This window comes from Janthinobacterium sp. HH104 (assembly GCF_001758715.1).
Classification (GTDB): domain Bacteria; phylum Pseudomonadota; class Gammaproteobacteria; order Burkholderiales; family Burkholderiaceae_D; genus Janthinobacterium; species Janthinobacterium aestuarii.
The window spans coordinates 1-20914 of the sequence record NZ_LRIB01000022.1 but is presented as its reverse complement, the minus strand read 5'-3'; the positions used below and the strand labels follow the sequence as shown (position 1 = coordinate 20914).

Annotated in this window: 19 protein-coding genes and 1 tRNA gene; 16 read left to right on the top strand and 4 right to left on the bottom strand. The window is 63.7% G+C overall.

All coding sequences use genetic code 11. The annotated features are described in order from the left end of the window. Positions 1-2: 2 nt before the first annotated feature. From JAB6_RS07000 to JAB6_RS06935, 14 genes are all read left to right on the top strand, one after another. On the top strand, positions 3-1292 hold the full coding sequence (locus JAB6_RS07000) for a D-amino acid dehydrogenase (protein ID WP_070302005.1): 1290 nt from the start codon (positions 3-5) through the stop codon (positions 1290-1292). 13 nt (positions 1293-1305) lie between these two features. Further along, positions 1306-2421 carry an alanine racemase gene (gene alr, locus JAB6_RS06995; RefSeq protein ID WP_254671504.1) on the top strand — a complete coding sequence of 372 codons (1116 nt, stop codon included), beginning with the start codon at positions 1306-1308 and terminating at the stop codon, positions 2419-2421. 88 nt (positions 2422-2509) lie between these two features. Continuing rightward, positions 2510-3067: an NADPH-dependent FMN reductase gene (locus tag JAB6_RS06990; protein ID WP_034754982.1), complete on the top strand. Its 558-nt coding sequence runs from the start codon at positions 2510-2512 to the stop codon at positions 3065-3067. Positions 3068-3209: 142 nt separating this feature from the next. Beyond that, positions 3210-4784, top strand: a complete 1575-nt coding sequence (locus JAB6_RS06985) for a sensor domain-containing diguanylate cyclase (protein ID WP_070302003.1) — start codon at positions 3210-3212, stop codon at positions 4782-4784. A gap of 117 nt (positions 4785-4901) precedes the next feature. Further along, on the top strand, positions 4902-5438 hold the full coding sequence (locus JAB6_RS06980) for a hypothetical protein (protein ID WP_070302002.1): 537 nt from the start codon (positions 4902-4904) through the stop codon (positions 5436-5438). Positions 5439-5479: 41 nt separating this feature from the next. Beyond that, positions 5480-5905, top strand: coding sequence for a hypothetical protein (locus JAB6_RS06975; RefSeq protein ID WP_070302001.1), 426 nt, complete (start codon positions 5480-5482; stop codon positions 5903-5905). 120 nt (positions 5906-6025) lie between these two features. After that, positions 6026-6394 carry a hypothetical protein gene (locus JAB6_RS06970; RefSeq protein ID WP_070302000.1) on the top strand — a complete coding sequence of 123 codons (369 nt, stop codon included), beginning with the start codon at positions 6026-6028 and terminating at the stop codon, positions 6392-6394. A 1-nt stretch (position 6395) separates the two neighbouring features. After that, entirely contained in the window at positions 6396-7754 is a 1359-nt protein-coding gene (locus tag JAB6_RS06965) for a TolC family protein (protein ID WP_070301999.1), read from the top strand. A gap of 2 nt (positions 7755-7756) precedes the next feature. Beyond that, complete coding sequence (locus JAB6_RS06960; protein WP_070301998.1) at positions 7757-9139, top strand: multicopper oxidase family protein; 1383 nt, start codon at positions 7757-7759, stop codon at positions 9137-9139. 165 nt (positions 9140-9304) lie between these two features. Beyond that, positions 9305-10960, top strand: a complete 1656-nt coding sequence (locus JAB6_RS29860; RefSeq protein WP_083292586.1) for a methyl-accepting chemotaxis protein — start codon at positions 9305-9307, stop codon at positions 10958-10960. Positions 10961-11037: 77 nt separating this feature from the next. Then, a complete protein-coding gene (locus JAB6_RS06950) occupies positions 11038-11802 on the top strand; it encodes a transporter (RefSeq protein WP_070301996.1) in 765 nt (254 codons plus the stop codon). A gap of 90 nt (positions 11803-11892) precedes the next feature. Further along, entirely contained in the window at positions 11893-12390 is a 498-nt protein-coding gene (locus tag JAB6_RS06945) for a hypothetical protein (RefSeq protein ID WP_070301995.1), read from the top strand. Positions 12391-12405: 15 nt separating this feature from the next. Further along, a complete protein-coding gene (locus JAB6_RS06940; protein WP_034754989.1) occupies positions 12406-13704 on the top strand; it encodes an NAD(P)/FAD-dependent oxidoreductase in 1299 nt (432 codons plus the stop codon). A 165-nt stretch (positions 13705-13869) separates the two neighbouring features. Continuing rightward, positions 13870-14364, top strand: a complete 495-nt coding sequence (locus JAB6_RS06935) for a hypothetical protein (RefSeq protein WP_070301994.1) — start codon at positions 13870-13872, stop codon at positions 14362-14364. Positions 14365-14415: 51 nt separating this feature from the next. On the opposite strand, the gene JAB6_RS06930 is transcribed toward JAB6_RS06935, so the two are convergent. Then, on the bottom strand, positions 14416-14931 hold the full coding sequence (locus JAB6_RS06930) for a DUF6265 family protein (RefSeq protein ID WP_070301993.1): 516 nt from the start codon (positions 14929-14931) through the stop codon (positions 14416-14418). A 77-nt stretch (positions 14932-15008) separates the two neighbouring features. After that, on the bottom strand, positions 15009-15722 hold the full coding sequence (locus tag JAB6_RS06925) for a sensor histidine kinase (RefSeq protein WP_034754990.1): 714 nt from the start codon (positions 15720-15722) through the stop codon (positions 15009-15011). Positions 15723-16004: 282 nt separating this feature from the next. On the opposite strand from JAB6_RS06925, the gene JAB6_RS06920 reads away from it, so the two are divergent. Next, positions 16005-16400: a hypothetical protein gene (locus JAB6_RS06920; RefSeq protein ID WP_034754991.1), complete on the top strand. Its 396-nt coding sequence runs from the start codon at positions 16005-16007 to the stop codon at positions 16398-16400. Between the two features lie 75 nt (positions 16401-16475). Here JAB6_RS06920 and JAB6_RS06915 read toward each other — a convergent pair whose 3' ends face one another. After that, the gene (locus JAB6_RS06915; RefSeq protein WP_070301992.1) at positions 16476-17465 is read right to left on the bottom strand and encodes a diguanylate cyclase; all 990 of its coding nucleotides are present in this window, start codon (positions 17463-17465) and stop codon (positions 16476-16478) included. 305 nt (positions 17466-17770) lie between these two features. Further along, on the bottom strand, positions 17771-20278 hold the full coding sequence (locus tag JAB6_RS06910) for an ATP-binding protein (protein ID WP_070301991.1): 2508 nt from the start codon (positions 20276-20278) through the stop codon (positions 17771-17773). A 425-nt stretch (positions 20279-20703) separates the two neighbouring features. Here JAB6_RS06910 and JAB6_RS06905 point away from each other — a divergent pair. Further along, positions 20704-20780 (top strand) — tRNA-Arg (locus tag JAB6_RS06905). Positions 20781-20914: the final 134 nt, after the last annotated feature.

Genomic DNA, 20914 nt, shown 5'->3' with positions numbered 1-20914 from the left:
CTATGCGTATCGTGATTCTGGGTAGCGGCGTCATCGGCGTCACCAGTGCTTACTATCTGGCCAAGGCAGGACATGAGGTGACCGTCATCGACCGCCAGCCGGGCCCGGCACTGGAAACCAGCTTCGCGAATGCGGGGCAAATCTCGCCCGGCTACGCTTCGCCATGGGCTGCGCCCGGCATTCCCCTGAAAGCCGTGAAGTGGATGATGCAGCGTCACGCGCCCCTGGCCATCTCGCTCGACGGCAGCGCCGCCCAGCTGAAATGGATGTGGCAGATGTTGCGTAATTGCACACCGGAAGCGTATGCCGTGAACAAGGAACGCATGGTACGCCTGGCCGAATACAGCCGCGACTGCTTCAAGGTGCTGCGCGCCGAGGCGGGCATCACCTATGAAGGCCGCCAGCAAGGCACGATGCAATTGTTCCGCACCGAAAAGCAATACAACGATGCCGCCAAGGATATCGAAGTGTTGAAAGACGCTGGCGTGCCGTACGAAGTACTGCAGCGCAACGAACTGTCGCGCGCCGAACCGGCCCTGGAAGCCGTCAAGGATAAGCTGTTCGGCGGCCTGCGCCTGCCCAACGATGAAACGGGCGATTGCCAGCTGTTTACCACGCGCCTGTCGGAAATGGCCGTGGCGCTGGGCGTGAAGTTCCGTTACGGCGTATCGATCGACGCGCTGCTGACGCAGGGCGATGAAATCGCCGGCGTGCAGTGCGGCGCGGAAATCGTCAAGGCCGATTCCTATGTGGTGGCCCTCGGTTCCTATTCGACGGGCTTCATGAAGCCGCTGCTCGATATTCCCGTGTATCCATTGAAAGGCTATTCGATCACCGTGCCGATCGTCAACGCGTCCAAGGCGCCCGTGTCGACCATCCTCGATGAAACCTACAAGATTGCCGTGACCCGTTTCGATGACCGCATCCGCGTGGGCGGCATGGCGGAAATCGCCGGCTACAACCTGAACCTGAACCCGCGCCGCCGCGAAACCCTGGAAATGGTCGTCAACGACCTGTTCCCTGGCGGCGGCAATACGGCGGAAGCGACCTTCTGGACGGGCTTGCGTCCGATGACGCCGGACGGCACGCCGATCGTCGGCCGCACGCCGCTGCGCAACCTGTTCCTCAACACGGGCCACGGCACCCTGGGCTGGACCATGTCCTGCGGTTCGGCGCAATTGCTGGCCGACCTGATGTCGTCGAAGAAGCCGGCCATCCTGGCCGACGACCTGTCCGTCAGCCGCTACAGCGGCGCGCAGGGCCATGGCAAACTGCAGCACGCGGCGGCCTGAGATGGGGGCCAGCATGCCTCCGAAGGAACGTAGCGGCGCCATCCTGACGGTGGACCTGGACGCCGTGCGCGCCAACTACCGCTTGCTGCGCGACAAGGCGCACCCGGCCGCCTGCTCGGCCGTCGTGAAGTCCGACGCGTATGGCCTGGGCGCCGCGCAAGTGGGCGCGGCCCTGTATGAAGAAGGTTGCCGCCACTTTTTTGTGGCGCACCTGGAAGAGGGCATCAGCCTGCGCCCGCACGTGGCGCCCGACGCGGACATCTTCGTGCTGCACGGTCCGCCCGTCGGCACGGAAGGCGAATTCACGGCCCATGGCCTGATTCCCGTGCTCAACAGCGAGCCGCAGGTGGCTGGCTGGCGCGCGCATGCGAAGGCGCTGGGCAAAACCTTGGAAGCGAATGTGCAGGTCGACACGGGCATGTCGCGCATGGGTTTGTCGCCGCAGGAAATCGACGCTTGGCTGCTGGACCCGCACTTTCTCGACGGCATCAAAGTGCGCTACCTCATGAGCCACCTGGCTTGCGCCGACGAGCGCAGCAACCCGATGAATGGCGAACAGCTGGCACGTTTTACGGCCATCCGCGCCCGTTTGCCACAATACCGCGCCAGCCTGGCCAATTCCTCGGGCATCTTTTTGTCGCCCGATTATCACTTCGACCTGGTGCGCCCCGGTGCGGCCCTGTACGGCATCGGGCCGCAGGGTGGCGAACCCAATCCCCTGCGTTCCGTGGTGCGCCTGCAAGGCAAGATCTTGCAGACGCGCACGATTGCCGCCGGCGACCACGTGGGCTACAGCCGCCGCTATACGGCCAGCGAGTCGCGCCAGGTGGCGACTGTTTCCGTCGGTTACGCCGATGGCTGGCTGCGCAGCATGAGCAACCAGGGCCTGGCCATCGTCGACGGGGTGAAAGTGCCGCAAATCGGCGCCATCTCGATGGATTCCATCACGCTTGACGTAAGCGCCATCGCCGAAGAACGCGTCGCGCCGGGCAGCCTGGTCGACCTGATCTGCGCCGAACACCCGGTTGACGCCGTGGCGGCCATGGCCAATACCATCGGCTACGAGGTATTGACGAACCTGGGCGGGCGCTACTACCGCGAATACCAGGGATTGGCTGGCGCACGCTAAACAGCGCGAAACCCATGATTGTGTGGCAAGATAGCCCCGGTGTGAACTCCACTCCGGGGCTTCTTTTTAACCATCATCGGGGATATATATGAGCCAATATAACGTTGCTATCATCGTCGGCAGCCTGCGCAAGGATTCCTTCAACCGCAAGCTGGCCGACGCCATCGTCAAGCTGGCGCCGCCCGAGTTTTCCTTCAAGCACATTGAAATCGGCGACTTGCCGCTGTACAACCAGGATGACGATGGCGCGCAGGCCGAGCAGGTGCTGCGCCTCAAATCCGACATTTCCGCCTCACAAGCCTTGCTCTTCCTCACTCCCGAATACAACCGCTCGATTCCCGGCGTGCTGAAAAATGCGCTCGACCACGGTTCGCGTCCGTATGGCCAGAGCGTGTGGGGCGGCAAGCCGGGTGCCGTGCTCGGCGTGTCCGTCGGTGCCACCGGCACGGCCCTGGCGCAGCAGCATTTGCGCAATGTGCTGTCCTACCTGGACGTGCCGCTGCTGGGACAGCCCGAGATGTTTATCCAGGCCAAGGATGGCCTGTTTGACGAACATGGCGGCATCGGTCCGGCCAGCCTCGGTTTCTTCCAGGGCTGGATGCAGCGCTACGTGGACTGGGTCCGCAAGCACGCTATCCACGCTTGATGCAGATCAAGCGGCAGCGTTCTGCGTTGCCGCTTGTACATTTTCTTTGACCATGGATGCCAACATTTCAATATTGGCACGGGCGTCTCGGTATAATGCGCTCTTTCTTTAGCGCAATACTTTCCAATTTCTTGCCGACCCCATGTGGACTAAACCTGTTCTGCGCATGAATCTGCGCCGTTTGATCGTGCTCGTGGCCTTTGCCAGCGCACTCGTGTCTCTGGCCAATACGTTTTATGCCAGCTACAGCGTGCAGCGCCAGCTGCTGATCGATACGACCCTGGAAGCGAACCACGCGTATGCGAGCAAGCTGGCCAGCACGGCCGAGGATTTCCTGCAGTCGGCGCGCCAGCAGCTGGCCTACAGCGCCGGCAGCCTGCCCTCGCGCATGGGCGACGATGCCTGGCTGACGGACGAGGCGCAGCGCTTGCGTTTGCAAACGAACAGCTTCAATTCCGTGCTCATCGTCGATGCGGACGGCAAGGTGCTGGGCGTGTCGCCGGAAACCCTGGCCTTGAAAAACCGCACGCTCGACTCCGTCGGCGCCGTGCAGGCGCTGCGCGAACGGCGCCCGCTGGTGACGCAGCCCTACGTTTCCTCGGCCGGCAACCTGGTGGTCTTCATTTCGCATCCCATCGTTGGCAAGGATGGCCGCTACCTCGGTTATGTGGGCGGCAGCATCTACCTGAAACAGAAAAACATCCTGTACACCATGCTGGGCCAGCATTACTACCGCGACGGCTCCTACCTGTACGTGGTGGACCAGAACCGGCGCCTGCTGTACCACCCGGACCCCGAGCGCCTGGGCGACCTGGCCGGCAAGAATGACGTCATCGACACCATCGTCGCGCAGCAGGGCGGCGGCAACCGGCGCATGCACAACAGCCTGGGCGTGGACATGCTGGCCGGCTACGCCGTCATGCCGTCGACGGGCTGGGGCATCGTGGCGCAGCGTCCCACGGCCATGACCCTGGCCCCGCTGAACCAGCTGATGGCCAACACGGTATGGCATTCGCTGCCGATCGCCTTGCTGAGCCTGCCATTCATCTGGTGGCTGGCCAGCCTGATTTCACGCCCCCTGATGCAGCTGGCCGACGGCGCGCGGCGCATGGATGCGCCCGGCACGGCCGAGCACATCGCCGGCATCCGTGCCTGGTATGTGGAGGCGGCGCAAATCAAGAAAGCCCTGCTGAAGGGCTTGGCGTTGTTGCAGAACAAGATCGGCAAGTTGAAGACCGACGTGCAGACAGACCCGCTGACAGGCCTGTCGAACCGGCGCGGCATGGCGGCGGCGCTCGACGTCTGGCAGGCGCAGGCGCGGCCGTTTTCCGTCATCGCCATCGACATCGACCATTTCAAGCAAGTCAACGACCAGTGGGGCCATGCCGTGGGCGACGACGTCATCCTGCGCCTGGCACAGCTGATGCGCGCCTGTTCGCGCGATGCCGACGTGCTGTGCCGTACTGGCGGCGATGAATTCATCATGCTGCTGCCCGACGCCGACCTCGACGCGGCCCTGCAGGTGGCCGAGCGTTTGCGCGCCAGGGTGGCCGCCGCCGTGATTCCCGGCGCAGGCGCCATCACGGTCTCGCTGGGCGTCGTGTCGTCGGAACAGGAGGCGGGCACCACGGACGCCGTGCTGCTGGCTGCCGATGCCGCGCTGTACGTGGCCAAGGAAAACGGACGCAATTGCGTGGGCATCACGGAGCCTGCCTGATAAACTGATCCGCTGTTTTCTGTTGCATCTGAGCCTGTCCGCTTTGCCCGCCAGCGCTTACCATGTGACCCTGATCAGCTACAACGAGGACAACGGGCATGGCAGGGATGGATATTGATGACGTTTGAGCAAGCACCTGGCATCCGCTGCGAAGTCGCTGGACAGCCGCACCCGCTGTCCTTCCTAGGCTGCCGCGGACTCAACTATGGCCAGCACAGCGTGCTGCCGCTGCATCCGTTCCGCCTGAGCGTGCCGGAAGCGGCGCTGGCGCCCCTGCTCGACGAGCCGTTCAACAGTTTTATCCAGACTTGCCGCGAGGATGACCTGCAGGACGAGGAAAGCGACTTGCCCGAGCCGATGCAGGCCGGCTATCCCGACATCACGGCCATGCTGGCGGGCCACCGGCCGCTGCTGGCCGACATGCTGTATGACTTCATGATCAGCGATTTGATGGACGCGATCGGGCGAGCCAGCGGCTACCGGAACCAGGTTCCACGCTACTGGGGCGACGTGGAGGCGGCGGACAACCGCGCGTATTTCATCGTCAATGAAGTGGAGACAGTCTCTTTTGCCGATGGTCAGGTCATCTTCGAAGGGCAGGGCTACTACGGCACCTACGTCATCTGGCTGACGCACGGCTACGTCCGTAAATAGGGGCTTGACCTTCCTCGTGTGGGAAGGTTTATAGTTGTGCCATGAACCGTGCCTTTTTCCGCTTTCTCGCCCGCTCGCTGCTCTGGCTGCTGGCCGTCACGCTGCCCTTGCAGGGCTTTGCGTCGGCCATGCGCAGCTGCTGCGTGGATGAGCTGGCGGTCACGGTCACGGTCGCCGTCGAGGCAGTGCAGGCGCCCCAGTGCCACGACATGGGCGATATGGCCGGCATGCACATGCAGGACCAGCCGATGAAAATGGCCATGGACGATGGCGGCGCCACGCACCACGGCCACGATTGCAGCAACCACGGCGCCTGTACCGTGGGCGCCACGGCGCCGCCCGGCATGCCTGCCTTGCGCGCCTTGACCCTGCGCGCGCCGACTCCGGCGCTGGCGCCCGATTCCCTGTTCGCCGGCCATATTCCGCCTGGCCCCGAACGCCCCCCGAGAAGCACGCGCTCCGCCTGACCGCCCGTTGAACCTGGCGGTGCGGCCGTCGCACGTCCCAGCATCCTGAGCCTTGCACCGGCCGCGCCAGCGTTCCAGTCGCGCGCCCGCCGCGCCATACCCTGTCATTCAAGGAATACCATGAAACACCTGTTCAGCCTCGCGCTGGCTGTGCTGCCGCTGGCTGCCGCAGCGCAGTCCCAGCCCGCCCCGCAAGAGGCGCAAGCATCCGTGCCGGCCACCACCTACCGCTCCGCCTTCGCCGGCTACCGTCCCGCCGCCGAGGACGAGGCCACGCCCGACCAGACCTGGCGCGCCGTCAACGACAAAGTCGGCAAGGCCGGCGGCCATATGGGCATGATGAAAATGGATGGCCACAAGATGGATGGCCACAAAATGGAAGGGCACAAGATGGAAGGGCACAAGATGCCGATGGCCCAGCCCAACCCCAGCCCCAAGCCGGATAAGCCTGCCCCGCAACATCAGCACCACCAGCATGAAGGACACTGACATGACGCGTTTCAAGAACCCGTATGGCCTCACGCCGCTGGCCCTGGCGGCCGTCCTGCTGCTCAGCGGCTGCGCCAGCTTCAGCCAGGATGGCGGCATGCAGACGGTCTCCGCGCTGGCCGACGCCCGCACGGGCGCCCCGGCGGCGCTGGCGGACAAGGGCGGCGAGGACAAGCTGACGCAATTGCTGGCCCAGCCCCTGGACGCCGACAGCGCCGTGCGCATCGCCCTGATGAACAACCACGGCATGAAAGTAGCGCTGGCCGAGCTGGGCGCGTCCGAATCGGACCTCGTGCAAGCGGGGCGCTTGCGCAATCCCGGCCTGTCGTTCGGCCGCTCGCACGGCAGCCACGGCAATGAAATCGACCGCGGCGTCAGCTTCGACCTGGCCGGCTTGCTGACGATGCCGATGCGCGTGAACATCGAGCGGGGGCGTTTCGAGCAAGCCAAGCTGCAGGCCGCCAGCAGCGCCGTGCAACTGGCATCCGATACGCGCCGCGCCTATTTCAACGCCGTGGCCGCCGTGCAGACGGAAGCGTTCATGCAGCGCGCGCTGCTGTCGGCCGAGGCGGGCGCCGAACTGGCCACGCGCTTGCAGCAGGCGGGCAACTGGAGCCGCCTCGACCAGGCGCGCCAGCAAGTGTTTTATGCGGACGCCGTCGGCGACCTGGCCCGCGCCCGCCACCAGGCATTGGTGACGCGCGAGCACCTGACGCGCTTGCTGGGCCTGTGGGGCAAGCAGACCAGCTTTACTTTACCGTCGCGCTTGCCCGACTTGCCGGCCCAGGCGGCGGACGCGGGCAATATCGAGGCGCAGGCGATGGAGCAGCGCCTCGACGTGCAAAGAGCGAAACTCGACGTGCATGCGACGGCCGATGCGCTGGGCTTGTCCAAGGTGACGGGCTTCATCAATGTGCTCGACGTGGGCTACACCAACAAGAGCAGCAGCGAGGCGCCGCGCGAAAACGGCTATGCAGTGTCGCTGGAATTGCCGCTGTTCGACTGGGGCTCGGCGCGCAATGCGAAGGCGCAAGCCTTGTACGAGCAGTCGCTGCAGCGCACGGCGGGCACGGCTGTCAAAGCCCGCTCGGAAGTGCGCGAAGCGTATTCGAGCTACCGCACGGCCTACGACCTGGCGCGCCACTACCGCGATGAAGTCGTGCCGCTGCGCAAGACAATCTCGCATGAAGTATTGCTGCGCTACAACGGCATGCTGGCCAGCGTCTTCGAGCTGCTGGCCGACGCGCGCGAACAGGTCGCCAGCGTCAACAGCGCCATCGAAACCCAGCGCGATTTCTGGATCGCGCAAACCGAATTGCAGTCAGCCATCAATGGCAGCGGCCCAGCCAACAAGGAATAATGATGATTACACGTAGAAACTTTTTCATGAATGCGGGCGCCGTCGCCCTCAGTGCCGCAGCGGTGAGCAGAGTCGGCGCGGCATCGTTGCCGGAAGCCGTCAGCATGGCTGGCGCGGATACCAAGGCGCCGCCACCGCCGCCGAACGGGCGTCCATACAATCCCGTCGTCACCCTCAACGGCTGGTCCTTGCCCTGGCGTATGAATAACAACGTCAAGGAATTTCATCTGGTGGCCGAACCCGTCGTGCGTGAACTGGCGCCCGGCATGCAAGCGAACCTGTGGGGCTATAACGGCCAGTCGCCAGGGCCGACCATCGAAGTGGTGGAGGGCGACCGCGTGCGCATCTTTGTCACCAACAAATTGCCGGAACACACGAGCGTGCACTGGCATGGTCAGCGCTTGCCCAACGGCATGGATGGCGTCACGGGCCTGACCCAGCCGGGCATCGCCCCCGGTAAAACTTTTGTGTATGAATTCGTTGCCAAGCGGCCCGGCACCTTTATGTATCACCCGCATGCCGATGAAATGACGCAGATGGCCATGGGCATGATGGGTTTCTGGGTCACGCATCCGAAAGACCCGAACTTCATGAAGGTGGACCGCGATTTCGTCTTCTTGCTCAGCAACTACGACATCGATCCCGGCAGCTACACGCCGAAGATCATGACCATGACGGATTTTAACTTGTTCACCTTCAACAGCCGCGTCTTCCCCGGCATAGACCCGATGGTTGTGCGCCAGGGCGACAAGGTGCGCGTGCGCGTGGGCAATCTGACCATGACGAACCACCCGATCCACATGCATGGCCACGAATTCGAGGTGACGGGCACCGATGGCGGCTGGACGCGCCCCGAATCGCGCTGGCCCGAAGTGACGACCGATATTGCCGTGGGCCAGATGCGGGCCGTGGAGTTTACCGCCACGGACCTCGGCGACTGGGCTTTCCACTGCCACAAATCGCACCACACGATGAATGCCATGGGACATGACGTGCCCACCATGATCGGCGTTGACCACCAGGGCGTGGCGGCGAAGATCAACCAGCTCGTGCCCGGCTACATGGTGATGGGCGAACGGGGCATGGCCGACATGGGTGAAATGCAGATGCCGATTCCCGACAATACCTTGCCGATGATGGCCGGCGACGGCCCCTTCGGCGCCATCGGCATGGGCGGTATGTTTACCACGGTCAAGGTGCGCAAGGACCAGAAACCGGGCGACTACCGCGACCCGGGCTGGTACAAGCATCCGGCCGGCAGCGTGGCCCATGAATGGACGGGCGCCTTGCCGGCACCGGTGCGCGGCCAGGGCGCGGGCAAGCCGGTGACAAAAAGCGGCGTCGAGATGACGGTGCGCAAGCCGGGTGGGCACAGCGGGCATTGATGCGCCCCCTCCCGGGGACTTGCTAACACGGCAAGCCCCGGGGTGTGTTGCTTCAAATCAATGAATTGTTGCTTAGTGACAATCCGAGCATTTTAGTGACTGTTTTTTCCTTATATTCAAGTCATACGCTTGAATTATTGGCTATCGTCTTGCCTAGGAGGAAACATGTTGAATCAAATGAGAGTGGGGACGCGCCTGCTCGCGGCCTTCTTTTGCGTCGCGCTGATGGGAGCCATCGTGGCCGGCATCGGCATTTTCAACATGGGCAAGATCGATACCATGGCGGGGCAGATGTACAACCATGAGTTGCTGGGACTGTCGTACATCAAGGAAGCCAATATCGCCCTCATCAAGGTGGGCCGCGCGCGCAGCAATTTCCTGCTGGCTACCACCAGCGAAGAGCGCGCAGGGCGCCAGGCCGATATCGCCAAATACCTGGAAGAGAACAAGAACAACCTGGCCAAGGCCCAGCCGCTGTTCGTCACGCCGGCCGCCAAGGAGCTGTTTGCCCGCTTCGCCACCGTTGAGGCCGAGTATGTGAGCACCTTGCAGCAGTCGCTGGCGCTGGCGGCGGCCGAGCCGCTGGCGCAGCGCAGCGCGCAGCTGACGGCGCTGCTGGCCAAGACGCGCCAGCACGCCGATGAGCTGGACGGCGTGCTCGATAAATTGTCATTGCAGAAGGAAGCGCGGGCCAAGGCGGCTGCCGAGCAGGCATCGGGCGTGTACCAGGCCAGCCGCAGCTTCATGATCGCGCTCGTGCTGGGCAGCGTGGCGGCCGGTCTGGCGCTCGGGGCGCTGATCACGCGCGGACTGACGCGCCAGCTCGGTGGCGAACCGGCGTATGCCGTCAAGATCGCTGGCGCCATCGCCGAGGGCGACCTCACCGTCGAGATCCGCACGGCAAGCCACGACAGCGCCAGCCTGCTGTTCGCCATGAAAACCATGCGCGACAAGCTCGTGGGCATCGTCAGCCAGGTGCGCTCGGGCACGGACACCATCAATACGGCCTCGGGTGAAATCGCCCAGGGCAACCTCGACTTGTCGTCCCGCACGGAAGAGCAGGCCAGTTCGCTGGAAGAAACGGCGTCGTCGATGGAGCAGCTGACGTCGGCCGTGCGGCAGAACGCGGACAATGCGCGCCAGGCCAATACGCTGGCCGGCGCCGCATCCGACGTGGCCGGCAAGGGCGGCGCCGTGGTGGGGCGGGTGGTGCAGACGATGGAATCGATCAATGCGTCTTCGCGCAAGATCGTTGACATCATCAGCGTCATCGACAGCATCGCTTTCCAGACGAATATCCTGGCCTTGAACGCGGCCGTGGAAGCGGCCAGGGCGGGCGAGGAGGGACGTGGTTTCGCCGTCGTCGCGGCCGAAGTGCGCAACCTGGCGCAACGCTCTGCCAGTGCCGCCAAGGAAATCAAGACACTGATCGGCGACTCCGTCGAGCAGGTGGAAATCGGTTCCAGACTCGTGCATGACGCAGGCAAGACGATGGATGAGGTGGTCACCAGCGTGCGCCAGGTGGCCGACATCATGCAGGAAATCACGGCCGCCAGCGCCGAGCAAAGCGCCGGCATCGAGCAAGTCAACCAGGCCGTGCTGCAGATGGACCAGGTGACGCAGCAAAACGCGGCCCTCGTGGAAGAGGCGGCTGCCGCCGCCGAATCGCTGCAAGACCAGGCGCAGACCTTGACGGAACTGGTGGGCGTATTCCGCCTGCATGCCCAAGTGCAACAGATGGCCGTGCCGGCGGCCAGCAACGTCACGCCGCTGCGCCGCTCAGCGCCGGCCGCCAGGCAGGACGTGCGGCGCCTGGCCTGACAACGGCGGGCCCGGGCGCAATCGGCGCGGCGGTGGTAGGCTGTCGCTATTGCGCGTTTGCCACTTCCGGATCTTTCATGCCGTCTCCCCGCTTGCTTTGCTTATCTCTGCTGCTGCCCCTGGCGCCGCTGGCGCAGGCGCAGCAGGGTGATCCCGTCCTGCCTTACCGGCCTTCCGTGACCAGTCCCGCCCAGCTGCCCGTGCCGGGCCAGCTGGAATTCGAGGCCGGCGGACTGCTGTCGAAAACGGACGACACGCGCCGCGCCAGCCTGCCTTACGCTTTCAAACTGGCGTTCACGCCCGAATGGGGCGTGTTGCTCGAAGGCGAGGGTGTTGTGCGCGCGCGCGACGGCACGGGGCGGCGCGAGACGGGCGTGGGCGACACGACGGTTGTGCTCAAGCGCGCCTTTTTGCTCGACAGCGCCACGGCGCTGGGCCTGGAGCTGGGCTGGAAGTTGCCCACGGCCAAGGACAGCATCGGTAGCGGCAAGAGCGACGTGTCGCTCAACGGCATCGTCAGCCGCGACCTGGGCGCCGTGCACGTGGATGCCAACTTGAACGCCACGCGCCTGGGGGCGTCCGACCCGGATACCGGCAGGGTGCAGACGGGCTGGGCGACCTCTTTTTCCACGCCCGTCAGCGGCCGCTGGGGCGCCACGGCGGAAGTGTCGGGCACGCGCTTGCGTGGCGCGGCGGCCACGGCGCAGCTGCTGCTGGCCGCTACCTACAGTCCCACGCCACGGCTGGCCATCGATATCGGCATGGCGCGCGGCTTGACGGCGGCGTCGCCGGACTGGTCGCTGTTCAGCGGCTTGGTCGTGCCCTTGGGCAAACTGTGGTGAGATTGCGACGGAGTTCCTTATGTGTCCTTGCGAACAAACAGTTAGTCACACAAGGTCTACAATGACGGCATAACTAAAAGGAGTGTCACCATGAAAACCCTGATTCTTGCCGCCGCCTTGCTGTCGGCAGCTACCGCTGCCGTCGCCCAGGTCGGCGTCTCCGTTACCGTCGGCCAGCCAGGCTTTTACGGACGCCTCGATATCGGCGACTATCCCGCGCCGCAACTGATCTATGCCCAGCCCGTCATCGTACAGCGCCCGCAATACTATTCGGCCCGTCCGATCTATCTGCGCGTGCCGCCCGGCCATGCCAAACACTGGTCCAAGCACTGCCGCAAGTATAATGCCTGTAACCAAGAGGTATATTTCGTCCAAGATAGTTGGTATAACAACCAATATGTGCCCCGTTACCGCCAGCAGCATGGCGACCATGGCCGTCCCGATTACGGCGACCGCGGCCGTCACGACTACAAGCATGATGACAAGCGCGACAAGCATGAAGGCAAGCGCGACAAGCATGATGACCATCCGGGCAAGGGCCATGGCAACGGCAATGGCCGCGGCAACGGCAACGGGCACAAGGATTAACAGGCAGGAGGATATTTGCATAGTAAAATCGTTATCGTAGGAGGAGGTGCGGGCGGCCTGGAGCTGGCCTGCAAACTCAGCCGCAAGCTCGGCCCCGGCCAGGTCACCCTGGTCGACAGCCGCCTGTACCACATCTGGAAACCGTCGCTGCATGAAGTGGCGGCCGGCACCCTGGACATTCATCAAGAGGGCCTGTCGTACCAGATGCTGGCGCATGACAATGGTTTTACCTATGTCTATGGTCCCTTGATCGCGCTCGACGCCGGCTCGAACAGCCTCACCGTGGGCGCCATCGCCACGGACAAGGACGAGCAGCTCTTGCCGCAGCGCACTGTCAGCTATGACCAGCTGGTGCTGGCCGTGGGCAGCACGTCGAATTACTTCGGCGTGCCCGGCGCCAAGGAAAACACGATTTCCCTCAATGCCACGGAAGACGCGGAACGTTTCCGCTTGACCCTGCTGAAACTGCTGGCCATGGCCGAGCAGCGCCAGGGCGACGCGGGCCATCCCGGTGTCGACATCGTCATCATCGGCGGCGGCGCCACGGGCGTCGAGCTGGCGGCGGAATTGCGCGAAGCGAGCGGCGTGTATGCCGCGTATGGTTTTCAGAATCTCAACGCCATCAAGGATGTGCGCATCACCCTGCTCGAAGGGGCGCCGCGTATCTTGGCGCCGCTGCCCGAGCGCGTCTCCATTGCCGCCTCGAAACTGCTGCACCAGCATGGCATCACCGTGGTGACCGATACGCGCGTCACCACGATTGAAGCGGACAAGGTGACGGTGGCCAGCGGCACCAGTTATGCGGCCGACATCTGCGTGTGGGCCGCCGGCATTCGCGCGCCGGAATTCCTCGCCACTTTGGGCTTGCCGACCAACCGTTCCGGCCAGCTGGAAGTGACGGGCATGCTCAACGTGCAGGGCCATGCGAATATTTTCGCGCTGGGCGACTGCGCCGCCTGCACGGGGCCGGACGGCAAGCTGGTGCCGCCGCGCGCCCAGGCTGCCCACCAGCAAGCCGATTACCTGCTGAAAACATTCCTGCTGCAAGCGAAGGGCAGGCCGCCACAAACGAAACCATACGAATATCTGGACTACGGTTCGCTCGTGTCGTTCGGCCGCACCACCTCCGTCGGCACCCTGATGGGATCGCTGAAGGGCCTGAGCTGGTTCGTCGAAGGCTTTGTCGCGCGCATGATGTATGTGAGCCTGCACCTGATGCACCACAATGCCGTGCTGGGCAGCGTGCGCACGGCCGTCATGGCCATGGGCCGTTTCCTGATCAAGCGCAGCACGCCGCAGGTCAAGCTGCATTGATGTGCGGTAAGTAAGGAAATCCAACGGGGCCGCAAGGCCCCGTTTTTTATGGCAGCGTACGCATTGCGCGAGTGGCGTTGGCCGGGAACCGCAGCGCCGTCCCGCGGTCATAACAAGGGCAAGCACACGCGCCATGAGCGGACAGCTTGATGAGGGGAGGCAGGCATGCCATCACGCTTACTGCAAGTCATTGCCCTGACCCTGGCGGCCTTGGGGCTCGCGCCGGGTGCCGCCCATCTGCTGGAACTGCCCGTCAAGCTGGCGTATCCGCCAGCGCTGTATGCGCAGGTGACAAGCACGCTGTATGCCCTGTTTGGCCCGGTAGGGGGCGCCGTCCAAATGGCCGCCATGGTGACCGTGGCCGTGCTGGCTTTCCGCTCCAGGCGCATGCCCCAGGGCCGCCTGCTGGCCGCGTCGGCAGCCACACTGCTTGCCTCCTTGCTGCTGTGGGCTTTCCTTGTCGCCCCCGTCAATGGGGAGTGGGGGAGTAGCGCCGACGTGAGCCAGGCGGAGTTCGCCGCAGCCTATGCGCGCCTGCGTGCCCGCTGGGAGTATGGCCACGTGGCGGCCTTCATTGCCTGGTTCGCTGGCTGGCTGGGCATGGCCGCCGCCTTCACCATGCCTCCTCCTGCGGGTGCGGGCGTTCGCTTGCAGCCTTGACGCAAGAAGGGCCGCAAGATGCGGTCCTGGTTCCTGCCTTGACGCCGGTTGTTATTTGCTGCGCGGAATTGGCGCCGCTTCGCAGCGGCCCCGCGTCATGGGGAAATCGATAGTGGTGAGCTTGCCCTTCAAGGTGCCGGTAATGCTGGCGTGCAAGATGCGCTCGCTGTCGTGGCGGTAGATGATGCGGCTCGGGAAGTCATTGTCCAGGTTGGCGAAGATGAATTCATTCGGCTTGTCCTGGCGCAGCAGGTTGAAGATCACGGGCGGCTGGCCCGACGGCTGCACGATGTAGGCCAGCTGGCCCGGCTCGGTGAGGCGGATCTGCACGAATTCAAACGCCGTCGTCTTGCCGCCCTTGACGGTGCGGCTGGTGCCGAGGATGGTGCCGCCGGCAGCCGTGCTCCATTGTTCGCCGGAGCCGGGCTCGGCGCCGTCGACGTTCCAGCAGCCGGCCAGCCACGCCAGCTTGTCCACGGTTTCCGGCGGCGGCACGGTATTGTCGGCGGCCTGGGCGGTACCCATGGCCAGCAGCGCTGCCAGCAGGGTGGGGATCAGTCCTTGCATGCGGTCTCCTGTCGTCGAATCGTTCTGCGGTCCGGGGTGCCCCGGCAGTGTTCTGGCTTGATGTGGCCTGGCAAAGACTATTCTTTCGGAGCCACACGCGGCAAGACGACGGTCAGGGCCGTGCCGCCTTGCGGATTGGCTGCCAGGCTCAGGCTGCCACCGAGGTAATGCACGCGCTCACGCACGGAGCGCAGGCCGTGCTTGCTCATTTCGACGGGCTCGCTGGCGGGCAAGCCCACGCCGTCATCCTTGACGGTCATCATCAGCGCTTCGTCATTGTCGTCGATGATGATGTCCACTTGCGTGGCATTGGCGTGCGCGGCGATGTTGCCAAGCGCTTCTTCCAGGGTGCGCAGCAGGGCCACGCCCACGTTGCGTGGGCAAATCAGTTCATCTTCGGGCAGGCTGCAGCGCACGGTGATGTTGTGCTGTTCGGCAAATTGCGTGGCCAGCTCGCCCAGCGCGACATTCACGCCGAGAAACTCGAGCTTGTCGTTCCACAGCTTCATCTGCATCTGGCGGTTGGTCTCGATCACATTCAGCAGCAATTGCTTCATGGTCGCCGCACGGTCGAGCAAGGCCGCTTCCTGCGGCATCTTTTGCGTCAGCAGCGACAGGTGCATGGTCAATGCCGTCAGCGACGAGCCGAGGCTGTCGTGCAGCTGGCGCGACAGGGCGCGCCGTTCATTGTCCCAGCTGGTGTTGACATGGCCGAGCAACTCGCTGAGATCGGCGGCGCGTTCCGCATCGGCCTGGGCCGTTTCCTTGTTCGGATCTGTTTGTGCGGACATAGCGCCCCGTGAATGGTGAAAGGTGGACCAAATTCAAGTTGTGGATCATACATGATGATTTCATCGTGGGGCGCATGGATGGAAAATTTCTGTCTTTTCGGCAATTTTGATCTCCTTCCATCACTTTTATATTGTAGGCAATATTATCGTTTGCGCCAGCAGCTGCCGTTCCTGCCGTTACGTACGGCTGCGCACATACCGGGGCGCCGCACACTGCCATAGTGGTGTCATGCATTTTCTCCATGCAGCACAGGCCCGCTTACCGAAACGAAAGGACATGCCATGAATATCGATACCATCGTCGACCAGGAATACGCCGACAAAAGCTTCCGAGACATCGTCAATGCGCCCATCAGCGCCCTGCGCGGCGTCAGCCCGAAAGATGCCAAGGCCTTGCAGCAAGCGTTTGGTGTGCACACCGTGCGCGAACTGGCCAACCTCAATTTCGTCAAATGGGCCAGCGCATTGGCCATCCTGGCCGATGAGGAGGGCATGAGCGGCGAAGAGCGGGCCAAGGAGGAGCTGCTCGACGACGCCGTGGAAATGACCTTCCCCGCCAGCGACCCGATTTCCGTCGATGCCGGCATCACGCGCATCGAAGTGCCACCCGAAACGGTCGATGCGCAAACGGACCACCAGCACGCGGGCCAGCATGAGGCAGCCGCTGGCAAGAAATAACGCATCCTGCGCATAAAAAAACCGGCTGGCCGTGAAGGCTTGCCGGTTTTTTTGCGTGCTGTGCGGTAAGAAAACTCAGGCGATCGACGGGACGTTGTTTTTTTGCATGTTTACTTGCGACTGCGCGGCGATCACCTCGTGCGGGATGCAGCAAAAGCGGTTCTTGCCGGCGCGCTTGGCTTCGTACAGGGCCGTGTCCGCCGCGCCCAGCAGCGAGTCGACGGTGCTCGCGTCGTCCGGGTAGATGGCGATGCCGATGCTGGTCGACAGGCGCAGGGTCAGGTCGTTGATGAAATACGGCTCGGAAATGACTTCGATCAGCTTGGCGGCCGGTTCGCGCGCGTCGCCCTTGCCGGCCAGGTTGCCCAGCACGATGACGAACTCGTCGCCACCGATACGCGCCACCGTATCTTCCTTGCGTGAGGCGCCCACCAGGCGGGCCGCCACCATTTTCAGGATTTCATCGCCATAGCCGTGGCCGTAACTGTCGTTGATGGCCTTGAAGCCGTCCAGGTCCAGGTACAGGATGGCCGACTTGCCGCGGCTGCGGGCCGATTGCTGCAAGGTATGCTCGATGCGGTCTTCCAGCAGGCGCCGGTTCGGCAAGCCCGTCAGCGGGTCGTGCAGCGCCAATTCCTGCTGCTGCTTGCTGTATTGCGCCAGTTCCTTGTACAGCAGGCGCACTTCCAGCATGTTGTGGATGCGCTTGTGCACTTCCATCAGGTCGAAGGGTTTGCTGATGAAGTCGCGCGCGCCCGCTTCCAGGGCGGCGATCTTGAAACTCGGTTGGGCCGTCAGGGCCAGCACGGGCAGGTAGCCGCCATGCTCGATTTCCTTCAAGCCTTTCATGACCTGGAAACCATTGAGTTCCGGCATTTGCAGATCCAGCAAGATCAGGTCGTAGCAATGCTCCCGGTGCAGGGGGCAAACCTGGGCCGGACGCATGGTGGCCGTCACATTGGTATAGCCGGCATCGCGCAGGATTTCCAGCATCAGGTCAACATTGTCGGGTGAATCATCGACGACCAAAATTTTGGCTTTCAAAATCTCATCTTGGCTGGGCATGTAAGGTCTCGGTTATACGGTCTATGCAACGCTGGCTTCTACCGCAGATGATAGGCTGACGGCTGTGGAAAGATAGTAGCGCCTTGCAACAAGATAGGGCGCACAACAGCGCATGAGTTCGCTTCTGCCGTTCTCGCCGGCCAGCGCCGCCGTCTCCGGCCTGCCGTGCAGGTGTGCTTCTGCATTTCAGTGTAGCAAACTTTCGCTTAGTTGCTTGTAGGACAGTGCCGCGTCTGAAAGTAGGAAGGCTAACCCATGAAAATAGTCATTTTGTACTGCACTCTGTATTTCTTTGCATCATCTTTTTAGGGTGGTGTATTGCGGCCCTGTTCAGGGCGGGAGGAAGTTCCGCGCTGCGCGGCCAGCTGCACCACGGCCGCCAGCAGTTCTGCCGGGTCTATCGGTTTCGAGATCCAGGCCTGGAAGCCGCTGGCCAGCGCCCGCTGGCGGTCCTGCGGTTGCGCGAACGCCGTCAGCGCCAGCGCCGGCAGACTGGCCGCATCGGGGGAGGCATGCGCACGGATTTGCGCCAGCAAGTCGAAACCGTCGGCGTCGGGCATGCCGATGTCGCTGACCAGCACATGCGGGTGCACCTGGTCCAGCAGTTGCAGCGCTTGCGCCACGCTGCCCGCGCCATGCACGTCGGCGTGGCTGTCGCGCAGGATGCGCGCCGTCAGTTCGCGCGCATCGGCCTCGTCATCGACCAGCAGCACCGTAACGCCGCGCAAGTCGTGGCTGGCGGACAGCTCGCCGCCCTTCGGGCGCGCCGGCGCGGCCCGCGTCCCCAGGGGCAGGCGCACGGTAAAGCTGGCGCCCTGCATGTCGCCGGCGCTGCTGACCGTGACCGTGCCGCCATGCTGCTCCACCAGGTGCTTGACGATCGCCAGCCCCAGCCCCAAGCCGCCATGCCGGCGCGTGGTGGAGGCGTCGGCCTGGCGGAAGCGGTCGAACACGTGGGGCAGGAAGTCTTTCTTGATGCCGACGCCGTTGTCGGCCACCGTGATGGCCAGGCGGCTCGCCTCGCGGCGCACGCCGATCTCGACCCGCCCCCCTTGCGGCGTGAACTTCAGGGCATTCGACAGCAGGTTCCAGATCACTTGCTGGATACGGCTGGGATCGCCCGTGATGGTGCCCGCATCGCTGGCGATGTTGCTGTGGATGGCGATGTGCTTGGCGTCGGCCGCCGGGCGCAGGGTTTCGATGGCCGAGGCGATGATGCTGGCGGGCACGATGGTTTGCAGGTCCAGCAGCACCTTGTCGGACGTGATGCGGCTCATGTCGAGCAAGTCTTCGATCAGTTGCGCCTGCGCGCGCGCATTGCGTTCGATGCTTTGCAGGCCCCGGTGCAGGTCGGCCTGGTCGCGCGTGCCGCGCCGCAGCACCTGGGCCCAGCCCAGGATGGCCGACAGCGGCGTGCGCAGTTCGTGCGACAAGGTGGTGAGGAAATCGTCTTTCAGCTGGTTCGTGCGCTCGGCGTCGGCGCGCGCCTCGCGTTCGCTGTCGAGCAGCACCTTGCGCTCTTCGGCGGCGCGCGTGGCGGCCGCGTACAGGCGCGTATTGTCGAGCGCGACGGCGGCCTGGGCCGCGATGGCCGACACGATGCGTTCGCTGCGTGCGCTGAACATGCCCGCTTGCGGATGGCCGAGCAGCAAGCGCCCCAGCAACAGGCCCGAGCGCGAACTGACGGGCAGGCTCAGGCAGCTGCGCAGCGGCGGCGCGGCGCCGGCGCTGGCGTCGGGCGCGGCCAGCAAGTCGTTCTGGCGCATGGCCGGTCCCTGGCGCAGTTCCGTGGCGATGGCATCGGCCTCGCGCAGGCTGATGCTGTTGACGGCGCGTGCCGATGGCAGGGGGGCGACGCTGTCGTGGACCTCGCCCGCATCGTCATAATAAAAGGCGCCGAAGCGCGCGCCGCTGATGCGCGTGGCCGCATCGACGGTTTCCTGCAGCAGGGCCGGCAAATCGAGGGTGCTGGCCAGGGCCGCGCCCGTATTGTTGAGCAACTCAAGCACGCGCGTTTCATCGCGCAAGGCTTCCTGCGCGCGCTTGACCTGGTCGACGTCGGTGCTCGTGCCAAACCAGCGCAGCAGCTGGCCGCCCTGGTCGCGCACGGGATTGGCGCGCGTCAGGAACCAGCGGTACTGGCCGTCGGCGCCACGGATGGGGAACTCCATTTCGAAGGGCGTGCCATCGCGCAAGGCGGCCTTCCACGCTTGCAGCATGGGCGGCAGGTGCTGCGCGTCATAGGCGATGCTCCAGCCGTCGCCCGCCATCTGCTCGGCAGTGGTGCCCGTGTAGTCGTGCCAGCGCTGGTTGTACCAGGCAATGGTGCCGTCGAAGCTGGCGATCCAGGCCAGTTGCGGGATGGAATTGGCCAGCGCGCGCAAGTCTTCCTCGCTGTGGCGCAAGGTTTCCTCGGTCGCCTTGCGCTGGCTGATGTCCTGGATATATGTGGTCAGTCCGTCGCTGGAAGGGAAGATGCGCACTTCCAGCCAGCGCCCCAGCGGCGGATACAGCAGCTCGAAACTGCTGCTGTGCTGCTGCGCCATGGCGCGCCGGTACTGCGTTTCCAGTTCCGTACCCAGCAGGTCGGGGCAGGCTTGCCACAGGTTCTTGCCCGTCAGGCTCGCGCCAGGCGCGTGCTGCGGCGCCAGCATGGCAGCGCCGCGCGTATTGAGGTAGCGGATGGTCCAGTCGCGGTCGAGCAGGCAAAAGCCGTCGGTAATACTTTCCAGTAAGTTGGACAGGCGCTCGTCGGAGAGGCTCAGCGGCGCTGATGGGGGAAGCAGGTCTTGCTCGCGGTCATGCTTGGCCATCGGAAATCCTGCAACAGTGAGTCTGCCGCACGGGCACTTGCCCCGCCGGGCCGCCGCTAAGCTCAGTTAAATAGGTCATGATGCTCAATGCCCGCCGTCATGCATTAGGGGAGGCACAAACGCCCCTGTCTGGCTGGTATTGTAGCCCCAAGCGGCGCGCCGCCACCGCACGCTTGCGCGCCACCTGCAGATAGCACTGGACAGGCTGGAAAGCAGTCCCTATAATCCCGCTTCTTTCGAGACAGCAACTTCTCGATTCGCTGGGCGCCACTGTGAAAGCAGAAGTGTCCAGCGATAAAAAGGCGTGCGCTTTTTAGCAGTGAAAAGGTAGTCGATGGAGCGGGGCGGTATTCTGCAAAATCAGCTAAGCGATTGAAAAATCGAACTTTTCAAAGCGAAATGAATACGCTATAATGTTTGCCTGCGCGGCTGTAGCTCAGCTGGATAGAGTACTTGGCTACGAACCAAGGGGTCGTGGGTTCAATTCCTGCCAGCCGCACCAGAATACTGAAAATCAGAATTTACCTGGTTTTGTTGTAACAAGTTTCACCTCCATGTTGTTGATGGAATGTTGTAGAAGTTTTGCGGCTGTAGCTCAGCTGGATAGAGTACTTGGCTACGAACCAAGGGGTCGTG

What these genes read in the sequence shown, in the direction of transcription:
- JAB6_RS06985 (WP_070302003.1), top strand. Translation starts at nt 3,210, where the DNA reads ATGTGGACTAAACCTGTTCTGCGCATGAATCTGCGCCGTTTGATCGTG.
- JAB6_RS06915 (WP_070301992.1), bottom strand. Translation starts at nt 17,465, where the DNA reads ATGCCCAGCCAAGATGAGATTTTGAAAGCCAAAATTTTGGTCGTCGAT.
- JAB6_RS06945 (WP_070301995.1), top strand. Translation starts at nt 11,893, where the DNA reads ATGAAAACCCTGATTCTTGCCGCCGCCTTGCTGTCGGCAGCTACCGCT.
- JAB6_RS06930 (WP_070301993.1), bottom strand. Translation starts at nt 14,931, where the DNA reads ATGCAAGGACTGATCCCCACCCTGCTGGCAGCGCTGCTGGCCATGGGT.
- JAB6_RS06965 (WP_070301999.1), top strand. Translation starts at nt 6,396, where the DNA reads ATGACGCGTTTCAAGAACCCGTATGGCCTCACGCCGCTGGCCCTGGCG.
- JAB6_RS29860 (WP_083292586.1), top strand. Translation starts at nt 9,305, where the DNA reads ATGTTGAATCAAATGAGAGTGGGGACGCGCCTGCTCGCGGCCTTCTTT.
- JAB6_RS06910 (WP_070301991.1), bottom strand. Translation starts at nt 20,278, where the DNA reads ATGGCCAAGCATGACCGCGAGCAAGACCTGCTTCCCCCATCAGCGCCG.
- JAB6_RS06975 (WP_070302001.1), top strand. Translation starts at nt 5,480, where the DNA reads ATGAACCGTGCCTTTTTCCGCTTTCTCGCCCGCTCGCTGCTCTGGCTG.
- JAB6_RS06990 (WP_034754982.1), top strand. Translation starts at nt 2,510, where the DNA reads ATGAGCCAATATAACGTTGCTATCATCGTCGGCAGCCTGCGCAAGGAT.
- JAB6_RS06925 (WP_034754990.1), bottom strand. Translation starts at nt 15,722, where the DNA reads ATGTCCGCACAAACAGATCCGAACAAGGAAACGGCCCAGGCCGATGCG.
- JAB6_RS06980 (WP_070302002.1), top strand. Translation starts at nt 4,902, where the DNA reads ATGACGTTTGAGCAAGCACCTGGCATCCGCTGCGAAGTCGCTGGACAG.
- JAB6_RS06950 (WP_070301996.1), top strand. Translation starts at nt 11,038, where the DNA reads ATGCCGTCTCCCCGCTTGCTTTGCTTATCTCTGCTGCTGCCCCTGGCG.
- JAB6_RS06960 (WP_070301998.1), top strand. Translation starts at nt 7,757, where the DNA reads ATGATTACACGTAGAAACTTTTTCATGAATGCGGGCGCCGTCGCCCTC.
- JAB6_RS06970 (WP_070302000.1), top strand. Translation starts at nt 6,026, where the DNA reads ATGAAACACCTGTTCAGCCTCGCGCTGGCTGTGCTGCCGCTGGCTGCC.
- alr (WP_254671504.1), top strand. Translation starts at nt 1,306, where the DNA reads ATGCCTCCGAAGGAACGTAGCGGCGCCATCCTGACGGTGGACCTGGAC.
- JAB6_RS06920 (WP_034754991.1), top strand. Translation starts at nt 16,005, where the DNA reads ATGAATATCGATACCATCGTCGACCAGGAATACGCCGACAAAAGCTTC.
- JAB6_RS06935 (WP_070301994.1), top strand. Translation starts at nt 13,870, where the DNA reads ATGCCATCACGCTTACTGCAAGTCATTGCCCTGACCCTGGCGGCCTTG.
- JAB6_RS07000 (WP_070302005.1), top strand. Translation starts at nt 3, where the DNA reads ATGCGTATCGTGATTCTGGGTAGCGGCGTCATCGGCGTCACCAGTGCT.